22 protein-coding genes are annotated in these 24,068 nt (G+C 64.8%); 7 read left to right on the top strand and 15 right to left on the bottom strand.

Going from position 1 to position 24,068, the window contains the following annotated elements; all coding sequences use genetic code 11:
• Nucleotide 1 precedes the first annotated feature (1 nt).
• The 12 genes from GSQ89_RS36925 to GSQ89_RS36870 all read right to left on the bottom strand — a co-directional run bounded on the left by GSQ89_RS36925 (nucleotide 2) and on the right by GSQ89_RS36870 (nucleotide 9,894).
• A complete protein-coding gene (locus GSQ89_RS36925) occupies nucleotides 2–496 on the bottom strand; it encodes a DUF3261 domain-containing protein (protein ID WP_158933103.1) in 495 nt (164 codons plus the stop codon).
• Nucleotides 497–632: 136 nt separating this feature from the next.
• The gene (locus GSQ89_RS36920) at nucleotides 633–2,954 is read right to left on the bottom strand and encodes an MMPL family transporter (protein WP_158933102.1); all 2,322 of its coding nucleotides are present in this window, start codon (nucleotides 2,952–2,954) and stop codon (nucleotides 633–635) included.
• Nucleotides 2,951–3,562, bottom strand: coding sequence for an outer membrane lipoprotein carrier protein LolA (locus tag GSQ89_RS36915; protein WP_158933101.1), 612 nt, complete (start codon nucleotides 3,560–3,562; stop codon nucleotides 2,951–2,953). Before GSQ89_RS36915 ends, GSQ89_RS36920 begins: the two co-directional genes overlap by 4 nt.
• Entirely contained in the window at nucleotides 3,559–3,966 is a 408-nt protein-coding gene (locus tag GSQ89_RS36910) for a thioesterase family protein (RefSeq protein ID WP_158933100.1), read from the bottom strand. Before GSQ89_RS36910 ends, GSQ89_RS36915 begins: the two co-directional genes overlap by 4 nt.
• Nucleotides 3,967–3,973: 7 nt before the next feature.
• Complete coding sequence (locus tag GSQ89_RS36905) at nucleotides 3,974–5,632, bottom strand: glycosyltransferase (protein WP_158933099.1); 1,659 nt, start codon at nucleotides 5,630–5,632, stop codon at nucleotides 3,974–3,976.
• A complete protein-coding gene (locus GSQ89_RS36900) occupies nucleotides 5,629–5,973 on the bottom strand; it encodes a 3-hydroxyacyl-ACP dehydratase FabZ family protein (protein ID WP_158933098.1) in 345 nt (114 codons plus the stop codon). The genes GSQ89_RS36905 and GSQ89_RS36900 overlap by 4 nt, the downstream gene beginning before the upstream one ends.
• Entirely contained in the window at nucleotides 5,973–7,343 is a 1,371-nt protein-coding gene (locus GSQ89_RS36895; RefSeq protein ID WP_158933097.1) for an AMP-binding protein, read from the bottom strand. Before GSQ89_RS36895 ends, GSQ89_RS36900 begins: the two co-directional genes overlap by 1 nt.
• Nucleotides 7,340–7,912 carry a hypothetical protein gene (locus GSQ89_RS36890; protein WP_158933096.1) on the bottom strand — a complete coding sequence of 191 codons (573 nt, stop codon included), beginning with the start codon at nucleotides 7,910–7,912 and terminating at the stop codon, nucleotides 7,340–7,342. The genes GSQ89_RS36895 and GSQ89_RS36890 overlap by 4 nt, the downstream gene beginning before the upstream one ends.
• Complete coding sequence (locus GSQ89_RS36885) at nucleotides 7,887–8,174, bottom strand: acyl carrier protein (RefSeq protein ID WP_158933095.1); 288 nt, start codon at nucleotides 8,172–8,174, stop codon at nucleotides 7,887–7,889. The genes GSQ89_RS36890 and GSQ89_RS36885 overlap by 26 nt, the downstream gene beginning before the upstream one ends.
• The gene (locus GSQ89_RS36880; RefSeq protein ID WP_158933094.1) at nucleotides 8,171–8,437 is read right to left on the bottom strand and encodes a phosphopantetheine-binding protein; all 267 of its coding nucleotides are present in this window, start codon (nucleotides 8,435–8,437) and stop codon (nucleotides 8,171–8,173) included. The genes GSQ89_RS36885 and GSQ89_RS36880 overlap by 4 nt, the downstream gene beginning before the upstream one ends.
• On the bottom strand, nucleotides 8,430–9,194 hold the full coding sequence (locus GSQ89_RS36875) for a 1-acyl-sn-glycerol-3-phosphate acyltransferase (protein WP_158933093.1): 765 nt from the start codon (nucleotides 9,192–9,194) through the stop codon (nucleotides 8,430–8,432). The genes GSQ89_RS36880 and GSQ89_RS36875 overlap by 8 nt, the downstream gene beginning before the upstream one ends.
• A complete protein-coding gene (locus GSQ89_RS36870) occupies nucleotides 9,187–9,894 on the bottom strand; it encodes a beta-ketoacyl synthase chain length factor (RefSeq protein ID WP_158933092.1) in 708 nt (235 codons plus the stop codon). Before GSQ89_RS36870 ends, GSQ89_RS36875 begins: the two co-directional genes overlap by 8 nt.
• A 574-nt stretch (nucleotides 9,895–10,468) precedes the next feature.
• On the opposite strand from GSQ89_RS36870, the gene accD reads away from it, so the two are divergent.
• From accD to GSQ89_RS36840, 6 genes are all read left to right on the top strand, one after another.
• Complete coding sequence (gene accD, locus GSQ89_RS36865) at nucleotides 10,469–11,335, top strand: acetyl-CoA carboxylase, carboxyltransferase subunit beta (protein WP_158933268.1); 867 nt, start codon at nucleotides 10,469–10,471, stop codon at nucleotides 11,333–11,335.
• Nucleotides 11,332–12,591 carry a folylpolyglutamate synthase/dihydrofolate synthase family protein gene (locus tag GSQ89_RS36860; RefSeq protein ID WP_158933091.1) on the top strand — a complete coding sequence of 420 codons (1,260 nt, stop codon included), beginning with the start codon at nucleotides 11,332–11,334 and terminating at the stop codon, nucleotides 12,589–12,591. Before accD ends, GSQ89_RS36860 begins: the two co-directional genes overlap by 4 nt.
• A 64-nt stretch (nucleotides 12,592–12,655) precedes the next feature.
• Nucleotides 12,656–13,816: a DNA replication/repair protein RecF gene (gene recF / locus GSQ89_RS36855; protein WP_158933090.1), complete on the top strand. Its 1,161-nt coding sequence runs from the start codon at nucleotides 12,656–12,658 to the stop codon at nucleotides 13,814–13,816.
• A gap of 50 nt (nucleotides 13,817–13,866) precedes the next feature.
• A complete protein-coding gene (gyrB, locus tag GSQ89_RS36850; protein ID WP_158933089.1) occupies nucleotides 13,867–16,302 on the top strand; it encodes a DNA topoisomerase (ATP-hydrolyzing) subunit B in 2,436 nt (811 codons plus the stop codon).
• Nucleotides 16,303–16,784: 482 nt separating this feature from the next.
• Nucleotides 16,785–17,696, top strand: coding sequence for a polysaccharide deacetylase family protein (locus tag GSQ89_RS36845; RefSeq protein ID WP_158933088.1), 912 nt, complete (start codon nucleotides 16,785–16,787; stop codon nucleotides 17,694–17,696).
• Nucleotides 17,689–18,633 carry a polysaccharide deacetylase family protein gene (locus tag GSQ89_RS36840; protein ID WP_158933087.1) on the top strand — a complete coding sequence of 315 codons (945 nt, stop codon included), beginning with the start codon at nucleotides 17,689–17,691 and terminating at the stop codon, nucleotides 18,631–18,633. Before GSQ89_RS36845 ends, GSQ89_RS36840 begins: the two co-directional genes overlap by 8 nt.
• A 298-nt stretch (nucleotides 18,634–18,931) precedes the next feature.
• On the opposite strand, the gene GSQ89_RS36835 is transcribed toward GSQ89_RS36840, so the two are convergent.
• From GSQ89_RS36835 to GSQ89_RS36825, 3 genes are all read right to left on the bottom strand, one after another.
• Nucleotides 18,932–19,840: a peptidyl-alpha-hydroxyglycine alpha-amidating lyase family protein gene (locus GSQ89_RS36835; protein WP_158933086.1), complete on the bottom strand. Its 909-nt coding sequence runs from the start codon at nucleotides 19,838–19,840 to the stop codon at nucleotides 18,932–18,934.
• A gap of 334 nt (nucleotides 19,841–20,174) precedes the next feature.
• Nucleotides 20,175–21,356 carry an MFS transporter gene (locus tag GSQ89_RS36830; RefSeq protein WP_158933085.1) on the bottom strand — a complete coding sequence of 394 codons (1,182 nt, stop codon included), beginning with the start codon at nucleotides 21,354–21,356 and terminating at the stop codon, nucleotides 20,175–20,177.
• A gap of 117 nt (nucleotides 21,357–21,473) precedes the next feature.
• The gene (locus tag GSQ89_RS36825; RefSeq protein ID WP_216856621.1) at nucleotides 21,474–22,475 is read right to left on the bottom strand and encodes an alpha/beta hydrolase; all 1,002 of its coding nucleotides are present in this window, start codon (nucleotides 22,473–22,475) and stop codon (nucleotides 21,474–21,476) included.
• 280 nt (nucleotides 22,476–22,755) lie between these two features.
• Here GSQ89_RS36825 and GSQ89_RS36820 point away from each other — a divergent pair, with 280 nt between their 5' ends.
• Nucleotides 22,756–23,982, top strand: a complete 1,227-nt coding sequence (locus GSQ89_RS36820) for an oleate hydratase (RefSeq protein ID WP_158933084.1) — start codon at nucleotides 22,756–22,758, stop codon at nucleotides 23,980–23,982.
• Nucleotides 23,983–24,068 lie beyond the last annotated feature (86 nt).

The raw sequence follows: 24,068 nt of genomic DNA, 5'->3' as shown, positions 1-24,068 counted from the left end.
TTCATGGGGCGGCCACACTGGACTGGATGTCCAGGTCGTAGCCCCAACCCGTGTTGCGGTAAGTCCAGCGGCCAGACCAGCTTCCCGGCGTCCCGGCGGTGCGGTCGATGCGGATCATGTCGTGCCCGTCGACAGCGATCACCCGATGCGCCGGGTCCGTTTCGCGTATCGTGGCCCCTTGTGCCAAACCGGCACGAACGGCACTCTCCGGCCAGTGCAGCAGCATGATATCGGCGATGACATTACGCGCACGCAACTCGGGGGGCACCCAGGGCGCCGCCTCGGTCTTCAGATCGGTCCCGGTCCATTCGATGGTCATCGCTCGCCGCCCCAACATGTCGGTGCCAACGACCAACAGCCGCGCCGGGGTCACGCTGATGCTGGTTTCGAACACATAAGTATCCAGCCGGTAGTGAGCCGTAACCAGTTGCGACGCCTCGACCGAACGCCCCAGCGTCGCCGGAAGCGGCAGTGAGAAAGCGATCCCTGGAGCCACGACCACCTGTCCTTTAGGCAAATCGGGCGAGGCCGGTCCGACAACGGCGCAGCCCGCCAGTCCGAGTCCCGCTGCTATCACGACACGGCGCATGGACGTCATTGTCCAAACGGCGGTGTCTCGGGTCGGCATTGTTTCAACCATCTTCACGCTGTTTCCGCCTTCCCGCCATGGGCGCCAGCAGGAACGCCAGCACGACGCCAAGCAGCATGGTGCTGCCGACCGCATGCACCGCCGCAACCTGGCTCCGTTCCAGCAGCCCGAACGACAGCACCGTCGAGGCCATCGCCATCCACACACCCAACAGGGCAACCGGCTTGTACGCGGCATCGGCCTCGGCGCAAAACACCGCGTAATCCACAGCGACCGACAGCACCAGCACCAGTGCCATCGCATCGAAGAAGGTAAACGGATCGCCCAACAGCGCCTTGGCCATCGGCACCAACACGATCGTCAGCACAGCCGGCAGCATCACCCGGATCGCGCCCGCCAGACGGTAGCGCAGGGCCAGCAAGGGCAGCATCAGCACCGCCGACACCATCAGCAGCGCGACCACCCGGCGCCGGTAACGCCCCAGCAGCCGGCTGAAATCCGCCGCCGGATCGACAAAATTCACCCCGTCGATGCCTGTGGCGGCACTCCGTACCGCGTCCGCCCGGCTGACGTTGTCCAGCATCACGATATGCGCGACCTGGTCGCCGTCGGCGACGGTCAGTTCGCCCAAAATCTCGTCCAGCGGCTCGATCTTTTCCGCCGCCGCCAGAGTCAGGACTCCATCCGGCGCGGTGTCCAGTTCAACCGCCGGCAGGCCGATTTGCGCCAAATACCCTGCCAGCAGCGGCGTCTCCAGCCGAACCTGCCGCAATGTGCGATTCTGCCGCTGACGCTGCGCGGAAGGAACGAAAGACGCCGGCGCGCGATAGCCGCCCAACGCCCCCGCCAGCCGCAACGGACGCAGGCGGTCGAGCAACGTTTCCTCGCGGCGCAAAGCGGTTTCCGTGTCCGCCGCCCGCACGACGAAGAATTGCGTGCCGATGGTGAAGCCGGCGATCTGCTGCAGGCGCGCCTGTTCGGCCACCAGGTCCGGCGACAGCGACTGCATCCGCCGCACATCGTCCAGCGCCGAGATGCGCCCGGCACCAGCCAGTCCGATGCCGGCCAGGACAACCAGCACGGCGATCCGCACCGGACGCAGCGCCGGGGCCTCCCAGAAGCGCCACAGCAACGCCGTCGCCGCCAACAGCACCCGGCCATGGCGAACCGGCCCACGCCGGTCCAGCAGCGGCAGCCAGAAAACCACGGTGGCGAAAGAGGCAATCAGGCCGACCACCGAGAATGCCGCGACCTGCCGCAACCCCGGAAACGGTGCCAGCAGAAAGGTGGCGTAGCCGACCGTCGTGGTGATCAATCCAAGCGTGATGCCAGGCATCACCCGCACCAGCCGCTGGTTCGGAGTTCGCTGGCCGGGCGCGAACATCTCAACGCAATAGTACAGGCTGTAATCGACCGCGATACCGATCAGGCTGAGCCCCAGCAGCATCGCCATGATGTGCAGTTCGCCGAACAGCAGCAGGCTGACCGACAAACCGGCGCCCATGCCGACCCCGATGGCCAACACGGTCAGCACCAGCGGGGTCAGCGCACGGAATACCAGCAGGATCAGGGCGACGGTACCCAGGCTGGACGCGACGCCAAGTGTCGACATGTCCGCCATGGCGGATTTGGCGCCGGCAGCAGCGAAGAAAACCGCGCCGGCATGCAGAACCTGGACGTCCGGATCGCCGGCCCGAATCGCCCGCGTGGCCGCTTCGAACACCGTGTTCAATCGCGCCTGGACGTCCAGGGCGTACGGGTCCCCGCGCAAACGCCCGGAGATCAATATCCAGGTCATGCCGGCATCAGTCACCGACAGCATGCCGTCATCGATGCCCAACCGGCTGGACGGCAACGTCAGGGCGGCAAAGAACGCAGGCAGCAGCATGAACGGATCGCGGCGCAATAGCCGAACATCGGCCATCCCGATGAGGCCGAACACTTGCGACAAGGCGCGGGTCTCCAAGGTCTCGGCGTGCCCGTCCAGCAGGCGCTGCCGATCGTCCTCCGACAGCAGCCCCGACCGATAGGGGAAATACAGCGCACCCAGCGCGGCGAATCGCTTCGGCCCGGAGGGCAGCGCGGTGATCTCGACCAGCGAAGACCCGGCAAGATCCCGCGTCATGATCGTCGCGGCCTGGCGCGCACGATCACGGTCACGATCGCCCACCAGGATGGCCACCCGGCGCGACAACGACTGCGCGACCTGGTCGTTCACGCGCTGCAAAGCGGGATCCGCTTCGTCGCGCGGCAGCAGCGCCATCAGGTCGGTGCCAAACGTCAGGCCCCGTTCGACACGCCACGCGAGATGCACACCCAGCAGCACGACCACGACGAGCCAGGCCGCCGCCATCGTTCGGCTCATTTTCCGGCCTCACGCAGCAACGCGGCCTCGGCGGCAGACGGTTCGCCGGTCCCCAGGGTCTGGCCAGAGAACACCAGGTGGTCCGAATCATCGTCGAGCCTGACGATCCGCACCTCGTCAAGGAACGTCCCGCCGCGCAACGTGATGGACCGGAACGGCATGGCGACCGGATCGGCACCGGCATGCGGCACCAGCGTCAGCTCCCATTGGGTCGCATCGCCCTGCTGGGTCACCTGGAACTGGCTGCCCAGCTTATGCCAATCGCCGGACAGCGCGGCGCCGAGCAGATCGTAAAGGCGGCCAAGAAATGGCAGCCGGGCCGTGGCCAGCCGGGTTGTTTCGGTGCCCCCAACCTCCTGCACCAGGCCTTTCGCGGTGATCACCGTGACGATGGCGAACGGCTTTTCGGTACGCCAGATCAGCCCCTGGCCCGGCGCCAGCACGAAATCGCCGGTGGATATCAGCGGCCGGTCGAATCCCTTGATCCGGCGCTCCTGCATGAAATTGCCGCGCAACACCTGGCCTGGCGCCACGCCGCGATACTGCGCCCGGGCGGCCGTCGCGAACGTGCCGGCCGCCAGGACCAGCAGAAGCCGTCGCCGTCTCATACCAGAGCCCGCACTTTCTCGATCAGCACCGGCGGACTTTCCAGGCACAATTCGCCGGTATCGATGCGCACGGCCACCTGGGTGGTTCGCGCCCGCGTCAGGACGGCGCGAGATGCCAGGTCGCGGATGATATAATCGCACCGCAGGCGATTCTCGTATTCCACCAACGTCGTGACCACCACGAAGTCCTGCCGGAACCGTATCGGAGCGACATACTTCAACCGCATATCGACGATCGGAAAGACAAAACCCGAAGCCTGCATCTGCGTATAATTGTAGTCCAGGCGATCCAGCAGATCGCAGCGGCCCATTTCCAGGAACCGCGCATAATTGCCATGCCAGACAATGTTCATCGGATCGAGTTCGAAGAACTGAGCCCGAAGGACGGTTTCAACGGTCAGCATGCGGCCCCTACCCTGCCCAAAAATCGTAGAAATTGAACCACTGCAGCGGATCGGCGACCGCGTGTTCCTGCAGCCTGGCCGCATAACGCGCGGCATACCCCGCCAGTGCCGTGTCGCGCCCCCCGCGCGGCAGCACGATCCGTTCGGCAAAGCGCTCCACCACCAGACGATAGCGTCCGCCCGCCTTCCGGCAGAACAGCAGCCAGACCGGGCACTCCATCAGCGCGGCGAGCACGTACGGGCCCTGCGAGAATGGCGCCGGTGCGCCCAGAAACGGCACATGGGCGATTCTGCCCTGGCTGCGAACCGGGGTGCGGTCGCCGGCAATAACGATCCAGCAGCCGCGATCGACGTGATCGCGCAGGGCGATCGCCGTATCCGGGCCGATATCGGTCACCTGAAAGACATTCACCACCGCATCCGGTGAGACTTCGCGCAGCACCCGATTGTAGTTTTCTGCATGGCCTGTGTGCATCAACACCAGCAGCCGTTCCCGGGTCGCCGGATCCAGCAGGGCACGCGAAACGTCGGTATTGCCGAGATGGCCGACAATCACCACGCCGCCACGCGGATCGGCGGTGAACGCGGCCAGTGCCGCCGGGTCCGCCGGCTCGACCGCATCCGCCCGCATGCCGCCGGTCCAGGCGGCGAAGGTGTCGAGGATACGTTCGGCAAACCGCATGAAGTGCCGCAATCCATCCAACCCGTTGGGACGCCCCGCCTCCCCGGCGGCAGCGAACGCCCGTTCCAGGAACCGCCGCGAAGCGCGCCGCCGATCCCCCGCCGTCAGATAGTAGTAGGCCACGATCGGAGCCATGACCGTCAGGCAGCCGCGCCGTCCGATCAGGCGATAGACGACGACGCCGAAGCGCAGGCCGAACGCGACGCCCAGTTCGGCCAGCGATGCCCAGTGCGTGGTTTGGTCCGGACGGCGCGGGCGCCGGAGGCGACCTGTCACCAGTCGCGCCAGCATGCCGAACACCAGCCGCGTGTGCATCCAGGTGATGCGCAAATTGTCGCGCCACAGGTGGAAATTCGACGTGTTGCCAGGTGGATAGCTGACGTGAACCGGCACCATCGCCATCGGCAAACCGCGCCAGCACAGGCGGACCATGATCGCGGTGTCGAAATCCATCCGGTCGCCGACCGGTTCGGCGTTGACGACCCCGACGGCCGCCTCCAGCGGATAGATGCGCAGGCCGCACATGCTGTCGGTGACCACGAAGGACAATGTCTCGATGAAAACCCAGACATGGGTGATCCAGCGGCCGATCCGTCGGCCGATCGGCACCGAACGGTCGAACACGGCCTGGCCGCCGACCACGGCACCGGGGTGGCGCGCCGCAATGGCCAGCATCCGCGGCACCACGGCCAAGTCGTGCTGGCCGTCCGCGTCGACCTGCAGGGCATGCGTGAAGCCGGCATCGCGCGCCAGCCGGAAGCCCTCTCGGACAGCCAGCCCCTTGCCACCATTGACCGGTAACCGAGTCACCCGGACTCCCCGCGCCGGATCGTGCAGAGCGGCCAAGGTGGTGGCCACCGCCGCCCCGCTGCCGTCATCGATCACGAAGACTGGCAGCCCGAGCGCGCTCAGCCTGGCAACCACGTCGCCCACGACACTGGCATGGTTGTAGCTCGGGACGATCGCACAGATGCGAACGGTCATGGCGGGGCCAGCATGACCCGGCCCTGCGAAGCAACGAAATCACCAATGCGATAGACGAAATCCAGCCGACCGCGGCCCGCGTCGTGCTGAAGCACCAGCGTCAACGGGTCGCCGGGCACGATCACCCGCTTGAACTTGACCCGGAAATCGGTCGCGCTGGGCTGGCCGCACGCCAGATGCGCCACCCCCAGCCGCATCGCCCAATCAAGCTGCACCACGCCGGCGAGAACCGGAAAGCCGGGAAAGTGCCCCCGGAAACACGGCAGATCGGCGGGAAGGTCGAGCTCCAGCGTCACCTGCCCGTTCTCGGCGGCGGCTGCCCGCACGATCGGGGCACACATCACGCCGCACCGCCCGCGGCCGGCGCGAACAATGCCCAGATATCCGCGTCGCGCCGCTTGCCCATCGCGCCCTGCGGCAGCGCCTCGACAAACCGCCAGGATTTCGGCAGCCACGCCGGTTCCAGCCGCCGCGACAACTGCCGGCGCAGATCCCGGCCAAGCCGGAACGCACCCAGGCTGTCCAGCCGGATGAGGCCTTCCGCGGTCAGAACGACAGCCGCCGCAAGCCGCTCCGGCGAGCCACCCAGGACCACCGCCGCCACGTCGTCCACCCACGGCAGCGCCGCGAGTTCCGCCTCCAACCTCACCAGGCTCACCCGCTTGCCCTCGATCTTGGCGATGCGGTCGGTTCGGCCGAGGAAATGAAATGTGCCGTCCGGCATTGTCTCGATCCGATCGGCGGACAGGAACGGTGCGCCGTCCGGCCCGAACGGCGATTGCACGACCATGCACCCGGAATCGTCAGTTCGCACCTGGATGGCGGGCAGCGGGGTCCACGGCTCCTCCCCGGAATGCTGGGTGCGGGTGGCGATCGCCCCGGTTTCCGTGCTGCCGAAAATCTCCGTGGGCAGGACGCCCAGCACGGTGGCGGCTTCACGGGCCTGTGCCGCCCGCAGCGGCGCCCCCGCCGTGAAGATGCGCACCGGGCCATGGCCTGGCGGCAGGCTGGGTAAGCCGCTCAGACGCGTCAGATGCGCCGGGCTGGTGACAAGGACGGTGTCCGCCACGCCGCGCGCCAGCAGCGTCTCCCACATCTCATCGATATGGCTGGTGAAAGGGCGGCCGCTGGCCAGGGGCCACAGCAGATGGAAGGTCAGGCCGAAGATGTGCCGATGCGGCACCGTCGCCACCACCGGACGGCGGCCCGTCGTCGTGCCCCACAGCGCATCCAGGGTGGCGATCTCCCGATCGAGCATGGCCAGCGGCTTGACGATCCGTTTGGCGGCGCCGGTCGAGCCGGAGGTAAAGAATTCCAGTGTCGTCCTTTCCGGGTCGAGTGGACCGGGCGGCACGGCATCGTCCTGCCCTTCCTCGATCGGCAGGTTTGCAATCGGCAGCGGCGGCGGTTCGTCGCAAAGCAGGACATCGAACCCGTCGCGCAGACTGGACAGCGTGCCGGGCATGCCGTCCGGCGGCAGAATTACGGTTGCACCGCCATGCATCAGGCCGAACAGACCGACCAGGAAATGGTATGGGTCGGCGGACAGCACCGCACCGCGCGCCACGCCGGCCGAACGGACCGCGGCGGCCGCATGCGCGACGTCGGCGGCGAAACCCCCGAACCGCAAGGGGATGCCGTCGCGCACAGCCATCAGGGTGCCGGGTTCGCGTCCGGACACGAACAAACGATCGAGCGGAACGGCGGTCACGGCGTGGCCTGCCGCGCTCTCCAGCGACGAACCGCCAGTTCGCCGGCGATCAGAACGCCGATCAGCAGGTAGGAGACGAAGCCGGTCCACAGGGTCCAGACAGCCACCGGGAACCACAGGGCACAGGCGATGGCGATGGCCGCGTTGGCCACGAAAAACGCTGTCCACACCTTGGTGACCGAGCGGGTATAGGCGATGGCGTCGGATGACAGGTCGGGGGATGTCAGCCGCGCGATACGCTCGATCGCGGTCGGCGGATGCGCCAGCGACCAGGCGAACGTCGCCGCCAGGCACAGACTGACGAGCGGCGGATATGCCTGCGCCGCCAGGACCGGCCGCAAAGCCAGCAAAACCAGCAGCACGCACGGGATCAACAAAAAACCCCAGCGCGGCATCAGGCCACGGCCGCGCTGCCGCAGCAGGTGCAGGCCGCCTAGTCCGACGGCCACGGCAACCAGCGGACCGGGCGGCAGGTAGGGCAGGCCGAAATACACCAGGAATGGATACATGACGCTGCCGGCAACCGCCACGACCGGAAGCAGGTCAGGCAACCGCGTAGGGTACGGCATCCCCGCCATCCGCCAGTGTCGCTTCCACGCAAACAACGACGTCGCCGACTGTGCGCACCGACTTGAACGCTTCGGGCTTGATCTTCCGGCCGGTCAATTCGCCAAGCTTCACGATCAGGTCCACCGCATCGATACTGTCCAGGTCGAGATCCTCGTAAAGCCGAGCTTCGAGGGTGATGCGTTCGGCCGGGATCTCAAACATCTCCTGCAGGTCCGCACTGAGGCGAGCGAGGATTTCATCTCGCGACAATATCGATGTCATTGGTATGCTCCCTGCCGGCTACGGATGAACAGCGCCAAACTCCGTACGTTGGCAAAATGAGCCTTGACTTCGTCAGTCACCGATTCGATTCGGATACCGTAGCGTTTCCGTAATGCGACACCCAGTTCCAGGGCGTCGATCGAGTCCAGGCCCAGCCCCTCGCCGAACAACGGCTCGTCACTGGCGATCGCGCCTGGCTCCAGGTCCTCCAGCTTCAGGGCTTCAACGATCAGGGTCTTGATTTCGGCTTCGAGTTCATCCATGCGTCAATCTCCCGACGTAAAATTCCTGCAGCTCCTTTATCAAACGGCGGGCGCCGAGGCCTCGGTGCGGATATGCCAGGAACCGCTGGATGTCCATAGGATCGGCGATCTCCAGCCGAAAATTCGGCCGCCGCAACGGGACGCGATACCAAGGCTCGCCCTTGGTCAGGGTCAGCGGATTGCAGGAGATCACGACAAGCTGAATCGGCGCCCCGGTCAGCAGGGCGATGTTGGCGACCCCGCGTTGGAAGTGCAGCGGCTCGCCGATCACGGAACGCGTTCCCTCCGGGAAGACGATCAGGTTGTTGCCCTGGTCCAGGGCTTCCCGGCAGGCGGCGATGGTCGCGTCCGGCGCCAGGTCGTTGCGGATGTACCCGGCCGCGCGCATCACACCCTTCAGATACCGGTTGTCCCACAACTCGTGCTTGACGATGCAGCGCACGCGCGGCGTCAGCGCCATCAGGAACACCACGTCAAGCAATGTCGGATGGTTGGCGACGATGATTTTCCCCTGCCCCGCGACCAACCGCTGGCCATCGATGACCTCGAGTCCGATCAGGCCCAGGCCGCGCAGCATCAGCAGGTAGAAACGGAATACGTGGTGGATAAGGCGCTGCGTGCGGTCCTGCTTGCCTTCGTTCCGGATCGCGAGCAAAGGAAACACCACCCCCGCCAGCACAGCGCCGCCCAGGAAGAAGCACGCGAACGCGAATCCGGTGACCAGGACGCGCCAGATGTGCCGGATCGGGTCAAGCACGGCGCCAATCCCAGCGCATCCGTTCCCCGACGGTACCCGCCGCCGGGGCGGCCGTCCGCAGGAAACGCAGAAACACCGCGGCGGCGGCCTCACCAGGTTCGGCGGCGCCCGCCGGAGTCGCCGCCATCGCCACCTGATCGGGTGCTTCAGACGGAGGCATCAGCAAAATCCCCAATGCCAGCGCCGCTTCCGTTCGGGCCGGCGTCGCATCCGGGTAGCCCGGCGGCAGGGCCGCATCGTAGTAGACCAGAATGACCGGCTGTTCCGGCCTCTCGGCCAGGCAGACGGCGGCCTCCATCAGGCCGAAACCGAAACTGTCGATGCCGGCCGCCAAGGCGGTGTGGCCGCCATGATTTCGCATGCAGACCGACAGCAGGCCGGGCAGCGCGTTATGCACGCCCAGGCTGAAATCGGCCGGTGACGGCCCATCCTTGTCGGCGACCTGCTCAAGCATGGTCAACGTGCGGTCGAATTCGCCATGGCGCGAGGCGAAGACAAGCCGAGCGTCTTCCGCCCGCGGCAACGTCCATGCGACACGCAGGGCGGCCTGGCCGATCGGGCCGATTCGCCGCCGCAGCAGCGCCGGCACCGGCGGCCGCCGAGTGGCATCCCCTGGCGAAGGCCAGGAAACATCGGATTCGTCGCCGGCTCCCCCGCCGGAAGCCGCATATGCGGCGATGCCGAAGGTCAGTTCCGCCATGCCTCGTACCTTTCCCCCGCGGCCAGCTCAATGGCCGATGACCCACACGATATCGCCGCGCGGAGGCACGCGCGCCGCGGTAAAATCCGCATGGCATTCGTATTCAGTCCGGTTCGAGACGTCATGTTTCCTGTAAGACTTGTTGTACTGCTCGTGGCGCTGGCATGGCCGACTCAGTGCGAATTCATGATAAAATAGTCCTGGCGGCCGCGGGCGTCAGCCCCAACACGACGCACGTGTACTGAACATGCGGCATGAGCAAATCCCCCCATTGTGCCAACGCGCGGCTTCCGGCTGCTTCGCCGGCTGATTTTTGACGATTTTGCCATGTTCTGGTCACAGTACCAAACAGAATGGTTCCAGGTCAGCAAATTTGCCGATATCCCCTGGAGTCCCGATCACCCATCCGTATGCCGAAGAAGACGAACCATCTCAACCGCGAACGGCGCTCCTTCGGACGTGCTGACCGGAAGGTGACATCGATCGGCCGGATGACGCCGGCATCGGCCGCCGCGAGGCGAACCCGGCAAGCCCCCGCTTGCTCCCAGCCACCGCCGCCGCTATCCACACGCGCATGAGCTGGCTCACCGAATACGTCCGACCGAAGATCCGCACCCTGTTCGCCCGGTCCTCCGTGCCGGACAATCTGTGGCACCAGTGCCCCGCCTGCCAGCAGATGATCTTCCACCGCGACCTGGCGACCAATCGCAAGGTGTGCCCGCATTGCGGCCACCATATGCGCGCCACGACGACGGAACGGCTGGACTGGACCTTCGATGAGAACGCCTACACCCGGATCGAACTACCGAAAACCGTCGCCGACCCCCTGCGCTTCCGTGACACCAAGCGCTATGCCGACCGGCTGAAGGAGGCTCGGGAAAAGACCCATACCGACGATGCCATCACCGTCGCCCACGGCATGATCGGCGGCCTGAAATCCGTCGTCGCGGTCATGGATTTCAACTTCATCGGCGGCACCATGGGTGCCGCGGTGGGGGACGCTATCATCGCCGCCGCCCGATTGGCGGTATTGCAGCAGGTGCCGTTGATCGTTTTCACCGCCTCCGGCGGCGCCCGCATGCAGGAAGGCGCGATCAGCCTGATGCAGATGCCGCGCACCGTCATCGCCACCCGCCTGGTGAAGGATGCCGGCCTGCCGTTCATCGTCGTCCTGACCGACCCGACCACCGGCGGCGTCACCGCCAGCTTCGCCATGCTGGGCGATATCCAGATCGCCGAACCCGGTGCCCTGATCTGCTTCGCCGGCCCCCGAGTTATAGAACAAACCGTCCGTGAAAAACTCCCCGAGGGCTTCCAGCGCGCCGAATACCTGCTGGAGCACGGCATCATCGACATGGTGGTCAAGCGCACCGAGATGCAGGCGACACTCGCCCGGATCATCGGGCTTCTGACGCAGAAGGACCATCAGGCAGCCGCGTGAACGACGCCGTCGAAAAAATCGCCGCTCGCCTCGAGCGGCTGCATCCCCGACTGATCGACCTCAGCCTTGACCGGCTGCGTGTCCTGCTCGGCCGCCTGAACCACCCGGAACGGCGCCTGCCCAGAATCATCCATGTGGCGGGCACCAACGGCAAAGGCAGCACCTGCGCGTTCATACGCGCCATGGCGGAAGCAGCGGGACAGCGCGTGCATGTCTATACATCCCCGCATCTCGTGCGCTTCAACGAACGCATCCGCGTCGCCGGCGAGCTGGTGACGGACGACCGCCTGATCGCCGCGATGGAGTACATCGAGCGGGTCAACGACAACGCCCCCATCACCGTGTTCGAGGTCATCACCGCCACCGCCTTCCACCTGTTCGCCGAAACGCCGGCCGATCTGTGCGTCCTCGAGGTCGGTCTCGGCGGCAGGGGCGACGCCACCAACGTGATCGACCCGCCGTCCGCCTGCGCCATCACCTCGATTTCCCTCGACCATCGCGAATTGCTGGGGCCGACGGTGGAGATCATCGCCAAGGAAAAGGCCGGTATCATCAAGACCGGTGTCCCCGTCGCCATCGGCGCACAGCCTGACGACGTCCGCCGCATCCTGCTCGATCACGCCGCCACGCTCGGCGCCCCCGCCAAACTGCGCGGCCGGGACTGGGACATCGTCCCGACCACCACCGGCTTCCGCTATACCGATGCATCCGGAACCATCGAGGCACCGACGCCCTCCCTGCCCGGCCTGTTCCAGCAGGACAACGCCGGCATCGCCATCACCGCCCTGCGTGCCACCCCCGTGCCGCACGATCCCGCCGGCCTGACCCGAACCGAATGGCCTGCCCGGCTGCAACGCCTGCACGGCCATCTCGCCGGGCTGCTTCCGCCGGATTGGGAACTTTGGCTGGACGGCGGCCATAACCCCGGCGCCGGAGTCGTCCTGGCCGAACACCTGCAAGGTTGGACCGACCGGCCGGCCCATCTGATCGTCGGAATGAAGGTGGCGAAAGACTCCGCCGAATTCCTCCGCCCGCTGCTGCCGATGGCAAGCACCGCCTGGGCGGTGCGCGAGCCGGATCAGCATTCTGCATTGCCCGTGGAGGCAATCGTCGCCGCATCCGGCGGCGTCGCTCGGCCCGGCCCCCGAGTCGTCGACGCCTTGCGTGCCATTCCGCGTACCGGCGTACCGGCCCGTGTGCTGATCTGTGGCAGTCTCTACCTGGCCGGGGAAGTCCTGAAAGCGGATCAGGGCTGACGCCTGGGCGGCCGTTGCAACGCACCGCCTTCACGCCGGGGCGCGATATCGCCATCTTGGCCGAGTGCTTCACCTCAACCGCCTCACCCTGACCGATTTCCGCAACTACCCGGCGCTGACCTGGCGTCCGGCCGCGCGGATCAGCGTGCTGTACGGGCCGAACGGCAGCGGCAAGACCAACCTGCTGGAGGCATTGTCGTTGCTCGTCCCCGGCCGCGGCCTGCGCGGCGCCCGCAACGCCGACCTGCCGCGGCAAGGCGGCTCCGGCGGTTGGGCGGTCAACGCCCGCCTGCACACCAGCGACGGCGAAACCAGCATCGGCACCGGCGCCGAACCCGACTCCGACCGTCGCGTCTTCCGCCTGGACGGCGCCGCCCCGCGCAGCCAGGCCGACATCGCCCGCCTGATCGCCGCGGTCTGGCTGACGCCACAGATGGATCGACTGTTCCAGGAGGGACTGTCCGGCCGCCGCCGCTTTCTCGACCGGCTGGTCTGGGCGCTGGAACCTGGCCATGCCCGCGAAATGGCATCGCACGACACGGCGGTGGGCAGCCGCAACCGCCTGCTGGCGGAAGGCCGCCACGACCGTTCCTGGCTGGCCGGCCTGGAGGACTCCATCGCTCGCCACGCCGTCGCCGCCTCCGCCGCCCGCCTGGCCCTGGTGACCCGGTTGAACGCCCAGATCGAGGCGGAAGCAGGCGCCTTCCCGCCCGCCCGCATCGATCTGGTCTGCCCGATCGCCGAACGCCTGGAAACCGGTCCGGCCCTGGCTGTGGAGGACTGGCTGCGCGCCGGCCTGGAAGCCAACCGCCCTCGCGACGCCGCCGCCGGCACCAGCGCCCTGGGCGCACACCGCACCGACATGCGGCTGACCGACGTCACCAGCGGGACGCCGGCTGCCCTGGCCAGCACCGGCCAGCAGAAGGCCCTGCTGATTGGAGTCATCCTGGCACATGCCGGCCTGATCGCCCGCGCGCGCGGTTTCGCCCCCCTGCTGCTGCTCGACGAACCCGCCGTACATCTGGACGCTGACAGGCGTCGCGCGCTATGGAACGTCCTTGCATCGCTACAGGCACAGACCATCGTCACCGGCACGGATGCCGATACGTTCCTGCCCCTGGCCGCGCAGGCGGAGGCCTTTGCCACGGGCGGCGGCGGCCTTCACCCTGACGATCGTTTTCTTCGTCCGGAAACCGACGCAGCCTCTGTCCCAACGGTCCTGTAGCTGCTATATATCTAGAGTATCAATCCCATCGTATGGAGTCGTTCCCCGGCATGTCCGACAACGCCGCGCCGCCCCCCGATTCTGACCCCGAAGCGTACGACGCCGCCTCGATTTCGGTCCTCAAAGGCCTCGACGCCGTGCGCCGCCGTCCCGGCATGTATATCGGGGACACCGACGACGGCTCCGGCCTGCATCACATGGCGTTCGAGATCATCGACAACGCGGTGGATGAGGTCCAGGCGGGATTCGCGTCCCGTGTCGAACTCACCCTCAACGGTGACGGCAGCGTCACCGTGCGGGACGACGGGCGGGGCATTCCAACCGACATTCATGTGGAAGAAGGCATCTCGGCGGCTGAAGTCGTGCTGACGCGGCTGCATGCCGGCGGGAAGTTCAATCAGAACTCCTACAAAGTGTCTGGTGGGTTGCACGGCGTCGGCGCGGCGGTAGTGAACGCGCTGTCCGAATGGATGGAGGTGAAAATCTGGCGCCTCGGCCAGGAACACCGCATCCGGTTCCAGCATGGTGAGGCCGACGGGCCGTTGGAGATTGTCGGCCCGTCCGACCGTCCCACCGGCACGGAAGTGACCTTCAAGGCCAGCCCCGGCACGTTTACCAAGACCGAATTTGATTACACGCTGCTGGAGCGGCGGCTGCGGGAGCTTGCGTTCCTGAACTCCGGCATGACGATCGTGCTGCGCGATGAGCGGCACACACCGGCGGTCGAAAGCGTCATGCGCTATGATGGCGGCCTGGTCGCTTTCGTCGACTGGCTGGACCGCTCGAAGAATGCGGTCTTCACCCCGCCGATCAGCCTGCGGACCACCGATGACGCGCAGGGCATTCGCGCGGAGTTCGCCTTGTCGTGGAACGACAGTTTCCATGAGACGATGCTGTGCTTCACCAACAACATCCCGCAGCGTGACGGTGGGTCCCATTTGGCCGGCTTCCGCCAGGCGCTGACCCGGGTGGTGACGAAATACGCCCAGAGCATGGGCAAGAAGGATTCGCTCGAACTTGTGGGCGAAGACATGCGCGAGGGCATGACAGCAGTGCTGTCGGTAAAGGTACCGGACCCGAAATTCTCCTCCCAGACCAAGGACAAGCTGGTGTCGTCCGAGGTGCAGCCGGTGGTGCAGGCCGCGGTCGCCGATGCCGTGTCGCATTGGTTCGAGACGCATCCCAAAGAGGCGAAAGGCATCATCCAGAAGGTGATGGACGCCGCTGCCGCCCGCGAAGCCGCCCGCAAGGCGCGCGAACTAACCCGCCGCAAGGGCGTGCTGGACGTGTCGACACTGCCCGGGAAGCTGGCCGACTGCCAGGAACGCGACCCCGCCAAGTGCGAAATCTTCATCGTCGAGGGTGACAGCGCCGGCGGGTCCGCCAAACAGGGCCGCGACCGCAAGTTCCAGGCGATCCTGCCGCTGAAGGGCAAGATCCTGAACGTGGAGCGGGCGCGTTTCGACCGCATGCTGGGCAGCCAGGAAATCGGCACGCTGATCACCGCGCTGGGCACCGGCATCGGGCCGGGCGCGGTCGAGCAGGGCGGCTTCGACGCCGGCAAGCTACGCTATCACCGGATCGTCATCATGACGGACGCCGACGTCGACGGATCGCACATCCGCACCTTGCTGCTGACCTTCTTCTTCCGCCAGATGCGCGAGTTGGTCGAACGTGGGCATCTGTATATCGCCCAACCGCCGCTTTACAGAGCCAAACGAGGCAGCGATGAGCGGTATTTGAAGGACGACAACGCACTGGAGTCGTTCCTGCTGGACAAGGCCCTGGCGGATGCACGCCTGACCTACGCCGACGGCGAGGTGCATGAGCACGAGGATCTGCGGCGCGAGGTGAACCTGCTGCGGGAGGCGTCGCACAATCTGAAGCGGCTGTCCTCGGTCATTCCGGTGGCGTTGCTGGAGCAAGCAGCGATCGCCGGTGTGCTGACCCCCGATGCGGTACGGGCAACGGCCGCCGCGCCGGAATTCGTCACACGGCTGAACGCGGTATCGCTGCCAACCGAACGCGGTTGGGTCGTCAGCGCCGACAACGGCTTGACGCTGTCCCGTACCGTCCGCGGCGTGGCGGAGCGGTATGCGCTGGAATCGTCCGCCCTGCGCAGTGCCGAGGCTCGGTGGCTGGCGGAACGGGCAACCGCGCTCGCTCAGCGCTTCAGCGTGCCCGCCAAGCTGAAGCTGGATTCGCAGGAGCCCACCGTGGCAGGGCCGGCCACGGCCTACGACCGCATAATCGCGCACGGGCGGCGTGGGCTGTCGGTGCAGCGGTTCAAAGGGTTGGGTGAGATGAACCCCGACCAGCTTTGGCAGACGACGCTCGATCCGTCGATCCGGACGCTGCTGCAGGTGAAGGTTGGCGATTCGGAAGATGCCGCCCAGGTGTTCAGCACGCTGATGGGCGATGTCGTGGAGCCTCGACGGGACTTTATCGTGGGGAATGCGCTGAAAGTAGCGAACCTGGACGTATAGGTTCGCCACTGATTGCTCTCGATTCCCTCGGGATCGTCTGTCCGTCCCCCAATGAAGACGCACTTGTACGCCCGCCGCCGTAGCGAGCGCTGGGAATAGATTTGCGATCTGGCGACCGACGAAAGTTGATGGACCACGGCCAAGCGTCGAACTTTTCCAATCGCGGCCTTGGCAGCAGTAAGATAGCGCTGGCCCCCAATAATGAGAGAGTCTGCGTCAAAGCTGATGGGGAACCACTGGGGTTGCTGCCGCAGTGAACTTCCGAGCACGGCTGCGTCGCATAGGAGGGGCAGATTCGGATCCCCGCTGGCGTGCCCAGATTGCAAAGCATCGAGAACGGCCAGACCAACGGCCGCCGACGTCGGGGGCGGGCGGCCGATGATGCCCTTATTACCGACCTCCGCGCTCTTGCAGTGCGGGGCCTCTGGCACGGTCTGAGCCGCTGGGCCTAATCTTTCCCCGAACCCGATACGGAGCGTGCCATGGACCCCGCCCTGGTCCCCTACTCCCCTATCATGCACCGCCCGGCCTTGCGCTGGCCCAATGGCGCTCGCGTGGCGCTGTGGGTGGTGCCGAATATCGAGCACTACGAGTACCTGCCGAAATATGTGCGGGTGCGCGATCCGTGGCCACGCAGCCCGCATCCGGACGTGCTTGGCTACGCGGTGCGCGACTATGGCAACCGCGTGGGGCTGTGGCGGCTGTTTCAGTTGACGGACGACCTGAACATCCCCTGCACGGTCAGCCTGTCGATGACCGTGATTCAGCACTTCCCGGCGATCCTGGAAGCGATGGAAAAGCGCAACTGGGAACTGATGTCGCATGGCATCTACAACACCCGCTACCACTGGAATTTCTCGCCGGAGGAAGAGCGCGCGGCGATGCAGGAATCGCGCGAGATCCATCGCAGGCTGACCGGGCGCGAACAGAAGGGCTGGTTCAGCCCGGCGATCACCAACACGTTGAACACATTCGATCTCGCCGCGGAATGTGGTTACACATATACGGCCGATCTGTATCACGACGATCAGCCATTTCCATTGCGAGTCAAAACCGGACGCTTGGTTTCGCTTCCCTATACGGTCGAACTGAACGACGTCCTGCTGCACCGGCGCGGCGAAGAGGCTGAGGAATTCGCTCGGCAGATACGGGATTATTTTGACACGGTTTATGCGGAAGGTGCCGAGCAGGGCCGTGTGATGTGTATCGCCCTGCATCCGTACTGGGTCGGGCAGCCGCATCGGATTCGGGCGGTCCGTTCGGCCCTGGAATATATCCTGTCGCATTCCGGGGTCTGGCTTGCGCGCGGGTCGGAGATTGTCGACTGGTTCAACACGCAGCACCTGCCCAGCGTTGAAGCGCATCTCGCTGCCAGGGAGGCTGCCCATGGCTGAGTTCGTTCCGTCCAAGGTCCCGCCGGTCAATGAACCGCGTGAGGCCGGCATGGACCATGCCCATTATCCGTTTCGGGCACTGCCTGATGCGCCTCGTTTCGTCTGGCCTGATGGCGCGCGCATCGCGCTGACGGTGACGGTCATGGTCGACCACTGGGAGCTGGCGCCACCGGACAATGCGCTCCCGGATCCTCGGATCGTTTCGCCATTGGGCAAGTTCCATCCGGACTGGCTGACCTGGAGCCAGCGAGCCTATGGCAACAGGGTCGGCATCTTTCGGGTGCTCGAGGTGCTGGATCAGTTCGGATTGGCGCCCTCGGTGGCACTGGGGTCGGCGGCGGCGAAGCAATTCCCCGAACTGGTCGGCGAACTGGTACGCCGCAACGCCTGCTTCATGGCGCACGGTGATTTCGCGACACGGCGCATCACCAGCCGCATGTCGGAGCAGGAGGAACGGGCGTTCATCGTCGAAGCGCGTGATGCCATCGCCGCCGCGACCAACACGGTCCCACGGGGCTGGTGCGGCCAGGATTTCAACGAGTCGGCCGATACGCCTGCGTATCTCATTGACGCGGGATTCGATTACACCACCGACTGGCCGAACGACGATCGGCCGTATCTGCTGGATGGCAGGTTGCTGGCACTGCCGTCGCAGCCGGAATGGAACGATCTGGAGAGCATGCGCCTGCGGGGTGTGACCGCGCCGGTATGGTCGGACAACGTCGCTGAAGCGTTTGCGGTGCTGCACGAAGAGGGCTGCCAGGGGAATGGCGGGACGGTGTTCAACCTGACCCTGCATCCGTGGATCATCGGTCAGCCGCAGCGGATCCGCTGGCTGCGGGAGGCGTTGACTCGCATGCTGGGCAAGAGCGGCATATGGCGCACGACGACGGACGACCTTGCAGTAGCAGCGCGCCGCGTTTTGACGGCGGAGTGAGCTGAAATCGCGGGCTGGCGGTTTCGTCGGAGCGGCGACCTCTTAGTGTTGAGCGTAAACAGCTATGTGTAACGCTGACACCGGTTTCCATCACTTCATCTGAACGAAGCTCCACCGCGACACGGCGTTGGTGCACAGATCGGAGGTTGAAGATCGCTTGGCCCTCGCCAAGTCCGAGCCAATTTTGGACGCCGATTGACGAGCCTATCATTGGCGCCACACACCGTGGGCAGGTTGATGCGGCTGCGGCGTCGCTCGTAATGGGCGTGGGTGCGGAGAAGAGTCCCGGCTGCCGTTCTTACCGCCGCGTGTACTTGACGATCCGGCGTACGCGTCCCCATTCGCCAGGCTGGACAACGTAGATGTTCCTCCGCGAATCACCCCAAACACCGTGGATCGATTTGTGGATTGGTGCGCCCCATCGCGCCAGACGTTCACCATCCAGAGTGACGATACTGAACATGCCAGCGTTGTGTTCTGGAATATACACCGTGTCCTCATCGTCGACGTAAAAGAACGCCGGTCCGATCAACTCGGTGGGCCAAATTGTCAGCAGATTGCCGTCAAGATCGAAGACCTGCACACGGTTGTTCTCACGGTCCGCCACAAGCAGGCGACCCCGCCGATCATACCAGATCCCGTGTGGCAGATTGAATTGGCCGGGACCGGTGCCGGGCTCACCCCAAGAGAATTGGTGCCGACCGTCGGCGGAAAACTTGTGAACCCGCGCATTGCCGTAGCCGTCGGTCATGTACATGTCGCCGTTCGGCACGACGACAATGTCGGTGGGAAGGTTAAATGGGCCACCGCCATGCGTCACCTGGCGCCAAGCCTGGGATGAAAAATCGTCCTCGGGCACGCCGGTCTCCGATCGGTGGCCCTTCTCGCCAATGGTCCGGAGCAGCTTTCCGTCGCTGGTGAACTGCATGAACTGCTGGTGATGCTCGTCAGTAAGCCAGACACGGTCCTGCGCATCAAAGCGTATGGCGTGCGGGTATCGGAACATTCCGGCACCCCATGACATGAGGAAATCGCCATTGCTGTCGAAGATCAATACGGGATGTTCGTTGGAACGATTGAAGCAGAACACACGGTCCCGCGAGTCAACGGCCACGGCCGCAGGCTTCATCTCGATGCCCGGCGGCACATGGGCCCAATTCTCGTTCACATCGTAGGTAAATTTGCCGCTGCCGACGATCTGTTCCATCAAGACCCCCCATAGCGCGTGAGCACGCTAACCACGTCTTGTCTCGTTATCTGGGCACGAACCCAGCGAGTAGGACATGGACAGCAACCCACTGACTTCGGTTTGTCAATCGCGCTGCTGGCGAGGGGATGATTGCCACAGCGCCGTTCCAGCGCAACATTGCGCTAGCCAACCTGGATGAAGCGAACAACGATTGTGGTAGTGCAGTAAGGTTCAAGGCCGCTGAGTTGGTAATTGCTCACCGCCTTGCAACTGCCGAACCCCGATTGCCAGGTTGGCGGTGTCTGAGGGCGGATACCACGGTTCCGCGTCATCCAACTCATGGGCCGCCGGATCACCGAACGCGCGAAGCACGGGCCAGCAAAGATATGGTCGCAACGGTCGCCGTCGCCAAGAAGATGAGTGCGGCGGACATCACCTGCGTGACGGCGAGCGAGGTCAGGGCGAGATTGGCGCTCGTCAGGATGATGCCGATCGAATTCGCAGTTCTGGACAACGCAAACACCTCGGCTTTCCGGTGCGGTGCTGACAGCGCGTCGAGCATCAGCGAGTAGTATGTGCCCAGGGGCGCGAGAACGCATCCAACGATGACTGCTCCCACCAGCGTGGCCATGACCGACAGGTTGAGCGCAATGAGGGCAGCCCCCGCGCTCATCGCGCTGAGATAGAGAACCACGGCGAAGCGGCGTGGCATCCGATTTCGAGCACTGACCCAAACGCCCCCGGTCACCGACGCGAGGCACAGAGCAAGGGTGAAAATGAAGCCGTCCGATGGCGCAAACCCATAACGCATCGCAAGCGACACAGACCCTATCTCGATCGAGGAGACGACGGCGCTGTTGGCGGCCGTGCAGGCGAGCCACAGAATGATGGAAGGCGCGAGCAAGGTGCCCCTTCCTTCCACCGGCTCGGAAGCCCGCGCATTCGATATGCTCGGCACGAGAACAAAGGGTGCTGTGCCCAGGATCGTCAACATCAGGAGCGCGAAGACGGGACTGATCGTCCCCAATCCCGACGCGAGAACCGGTGCCGCGACGAACGTGAATTCGTTGAGTGTCGAAGCAAGACCAAGCGCTCTGGGCAGGCGGGATGGCTCAACAAGGTGATTGAGGACGGATCGCAAAAAACCGAACGCTGCGCCATTCACGAGACCGCTCAACGCTGCCGCAGCAATCAGCACCACGAAGGGCGCCTGAATCATCGCAAGGACGGCCACCGCGATGAGTGACAATGCCCTGATGGCGACCAGCGCCTTCAGGAAGGACACTGCATTGCTCTTGCGTCCGAGCCGTGCCACCGGCACCGCGCCAATGACCTGCGCGACCGTTATCGCCAGCACAAAGGCAGCGCCGTCGCCCGGGTTGCCGGTAAGCGGAATCGCCAGCAGAGCGAATGCGATCGGACCCGCGGCTTGTGGCACGCTGAATGTGCCGTATGCGAGCAGCCAGCGAACCAGTGGCCCCTGCGCAACTTTGCTCCTTGTGCCTGGCGCGCTCGCTCGAAAGGGCAGTTCCATCAATCCCCGCGCATGCTCTCACCGGTCCAGAGCGATCGAGCAGCCACCCTTCGATGATGCCACAGTGTGGGTGCTCGATCGAGGCCGCGGCCACACCAAAACCGGGCGTCTGTGGTGCTACCCCTGCAAGAAGCGTCGCAGAGCCTCGCGCGTGTCATGCTCGGCCTGTTTGGTCACTCGGGCATTCGGGGTGCGGTAAAAGCCATGATACGCCCGCGGATACAGGTGAAACTCGACCGGCACCCCGGCACGGCTCAACCGATCCGCGTAGACCATGTTTTCCTCGAGGAAGAGATCGAGACCGCCGACTGAAATGTAGGTTGGCGGCAAACCCGACACATCCGCCGCCCGCGCGGCGGCTGCATAAGGCGAGACGCCAGCCTCGCCTGGCTCCCTACCGAGCAGCGAACGCCAGCCGAAATAATTGTCTGCCTGCGTCCAGACAAATTCGCCGACGTACGGATGCAAATCCTGGCGCACTGCCGTACGGTCGTCGATCATCGGGTAGATCAGGTGCTGAAACGCGAATTGAGGTCCCTGTTGGTCACGGGCATAGAGTGCGACGCCGGCCGCGAAACCGCCGCCTCCACTTTCGCCTTTGATGCCGATGCGGGCAGGATCGAGCCCAAGCTGGCTGGCGTTGGCGTGCAGCCAGACGAATACCGAGTAGATGTCCTCCAGCGGCGCCGGGTGTGGTGCTTCCGGCGCCAGGCGATGATCAACTGAGTAGATGGCGCAGCCAAGCTCCGACGCAAGCAGCCTGTTCTCCGCATCCTTCATTTCGGGCGCACCCATCACGAAGCCGCCGCCATGGATATGCAGGATCGCGGAAAGTGGGTGGTCGGACTTGACCGGGCGATAGGTCAGGACACGGACCGGCTTTGCGCCAAACGCGCTCTCGACGCGGATTTCGCCAGCAGTGATATCGGGGAGATCGGGTCGTACCAAGGCGCCTCCGACCTTGAGCAAATCGGCGCGGCGCCGCGCCAGTGAATTCGCAGCGAGCGGTGGCTGTGGCGGCAGCACGAGCGCGTCGCGCAGTTCGGGATCAACAAGTTCAAGTGTGTTCATGGTGACGGGTATGTCCGCTTCAGACCGGAAGAAACTGTAAAGCGGCAACTGCCGAGGCCACAAGCCGTGGGGCTGCGCGGCGATCCATCCGACCCCGGGTCGTTGCACCACGCGACGGTCTGTCGCATCTCGCGCTGCTTGATGTTTGCTCCCGCCCTCGCCGTCGTGCCGGGGCAGCCATCGACCGGCACCAATGCACCGTTGGTGACTTCCTCGACGCCTTGGAGTTCAAATACGACGGGTAATCAGGCAGCGGGGTGGTCGTTAATTTGCTTGAGGCGATGCGGGGGGGGGGGACTCCCAACCCGCGGTTTCTGGGAGGGGACAAATGAAGGCGCATATTGTCGGCGGCGGATTCGCGGGCTTGGCGGCGGCGGCGTTACTCATCCGGAACGCTGACATGTCCGGTCCGGACATTACGATTTACGAGGCAGACGAGAAGCTTGGCGGCGGGTTCTTTTTGGCTGGCAATGCGAAAAGCGGCTACAACCTGCCCGGTTCGATCTTCGATAGGCACTTCCACTGCGCTCTCGATCTGCTCGGAAAGATCCCCACGCAAGCTTACGCCAATATCAATGTTGCAGAGCAGTTCCTCACTTTCAATAAAGAACACCCGTTTGTCGACCAAACCCATGTCGTCGATCGGAACCTCCACCGCATACATGACCAGCGGTATGGGCTGAACCTTGGCGACGGCCTCCGTCTCGCGAAACTTTCGCTCACCCGCGAAGCGTCGTTGGACGGTCAGCTCATTAAAGACTGGTTTTCCCCCAGGTTCTTCACAACGGAATTTTGGTTGCTCTGGTCGACGATGATGGGTTCGCTGCCACAGCACACCATCATCGAGTTCCGGCGATACCTGAACCGCTTCGTCTATTTGTTTCCCGACCTGTCGAGCATGGCAAACGTACTGCGGTCGCAATTCAACCAGCATCAAGCCTTCGTCGAACCGCTGGTCGCCTGGCTTGAAAGGAACCAGGTGAACTTCTTGAAGGGCGCCTTCGTCAGCGACATCGCGTTCGCCGGATCACCTGGCCGCATGACTGTCAATCGACTTGAATACGAACGCGGAGGTGCTTCGATGTCGGTCGACATCGCCGCGAACGACATCGTGCTGGTGACCACCGGCTCGCAAGCCGCCGATCTCTCAGCCGGAACGATGGACACGCCACCGGGGCCGCCGCCCAATCCCGGCCGGTCATGGGCGCTGTGGAGGAAGTTGGCCGCCAGGCACAAAGGCTTCGGCAATCCGGATGCATTCTTCGGCGACGACCGGATCGCCGATTCGCGCTGGGTGACGTTCACCGTGACCACGACCGGTTCGGAGTTCCTCGATGAGATCACCAACTTGACCCACAGCGACCCGGGAAGCGGCGGGCTCCTGACTTTGAAAGATTCGAACTGGGTGATCTCGCTGTCGATTTTCGAGCAGCCTGAAGTTCTCAGTCAACCGCCAGGTACATTCGTCTGGTGGGGCTATGGGCTGCTGCCAGAGAAAGCAGGCAACGTCTTGCCGCGCGACAATCAAGGTGAGAATCCCCGTCAATCAGGATGAGAAAGTTTCCGGGGCGTGGGGTGAAGGGAGGGCGTAGCCCGACCGAAGGCCTACGCCCCGGAAAAAGTCGGCCTGCGGCCCCCCGC

Origin of the sequence: Acidisphaera sp. S103 (assembly GCF_009765975.1) — a bacterium.
In the GTDB taxonomy this organism is placed as follows: domain Bacteria; phylum Pseudomonadota; class Alphaproteobacteria; order Acetobacterales; family Acetobacteraceae; genus Rhodopila.
This window is presented reverse-complemented; position numbering and strand designations above follow the sequence as displayed.

Bases quoted from the DNA above. Each gene is read 5' to 3' on its own strand.
- GSQ89_RS36905 (WP_158933099.1), bottom strand. From the start codon at position 5,632: ATGACCGTTCGCATCTGTGCGATCGTCCCGAGCTACAACCATGCCAGT.
- GSQ89_RS36835 (WP_158933086.1), bottom strand. From the start codon at position 19,840: ATGGAACAGATCGTCGGCAGCGGCAAATTTACCTACGATGTGAACGAG.
- GSQ89_RS36900 (WP_158933098.1), bottom strand. From the start codon at position 5,973: ATGTGTGCCCCGATCGTGCGGGCAGCCGCCGCCGAGAACGGGCAGGTG.
- GSQ89_RS36885 (WP_158933095.1), bottom strand. From the start codon at position 8,174: ATGACATCGATATTGTCGCGAGATGAAATCCTCGCTCGCCTCAGTGCG.
- GSQ89_RS36820 (WP_158933084.1), top strand. From the start codon at position 22,756: ATGAAGGCGCATATTGTCGGCGGCGGATTCGCGGGCTTGGCGGCGGCG.
- GSQ89_RS36910 (WP_158933100.1), bottom strand. From the start codon at position 3,966: ATGCTGACCGTTGAAACCGTCCTTCGGGCTCAGTTCTTCGAACTCGAT.
- GSQ89_RS36890 (WP_158933096.1), bottom strand. From the start codon at position 7,912: ATGCCGTACCCTACGCGGTTGCCTGACCTGCTTCCGGTCGTGGCGGTT.
- GSQ89_RS36920 (WP_158933102.1), bottom strand. From the start codon at position 2,954: ATGAGCCGAACGATGGCGGCGGCCTGGCTCGTCGTGGTCGTGCTGCTG.
- GSQ89_RS36830 (WP_158933085.1), bottom strand. From the start codon at position 21,356: ATGGAACTGCCCTTTCGAGCGAGCGCGCCAGGCACAAGGAGCAAAGTT.
- GSQ89_RS36870 (WP_158933092.1), bottom strand. From the start codon at position 9,894: ATGGCGGAACTGACCTTCGGCATCGCCGCATATGCGGCTTCCGGCGGG.
- GSQ89_RS36880 (WP_158933094.1), bottom strand. From the start codon at position 8,437: ATGGATGAACTCGAAGCCGAAATCAAGACCCTGATCGTTGAAGCCCTG.
- accD (WP_158933268.1), top strand. From the start codon at position 10,469: ATGAGCTGGCTCACCGAATACGTCCGACCGAAGATCCGCACCCTGTTC.
- GSQ89_RS36845 (WP_158933088.1), top strand. From the start codon at position 16,785: ATGGACCCCGCCCTGGTCCCCTACTCCCCTATCATGCACCGCCCGGCC.
- gyrB (WP_158933089.1), top strand. From the start codon at position 13,867: ATGTCCGACAACGCCGCGCCGCCCCCCGATTCTGACCCCGAAGCGTAC.
- GSQ89_RS36840 (WP_158933087.1), top strand. From the start codon at position 17,689: ATGGCTGAGTTCGTTCCGTCCAAGGTCCCGCCGGTCAATGAACCGCGT.
- GSQ89_RS36915 (WP_158933101.1), bottom strand. From the start codon at position 3,562: ATGAGACGGCGACGGCTTCTGCTGGTCCTGGCGGCCGGCACGTTCGCG.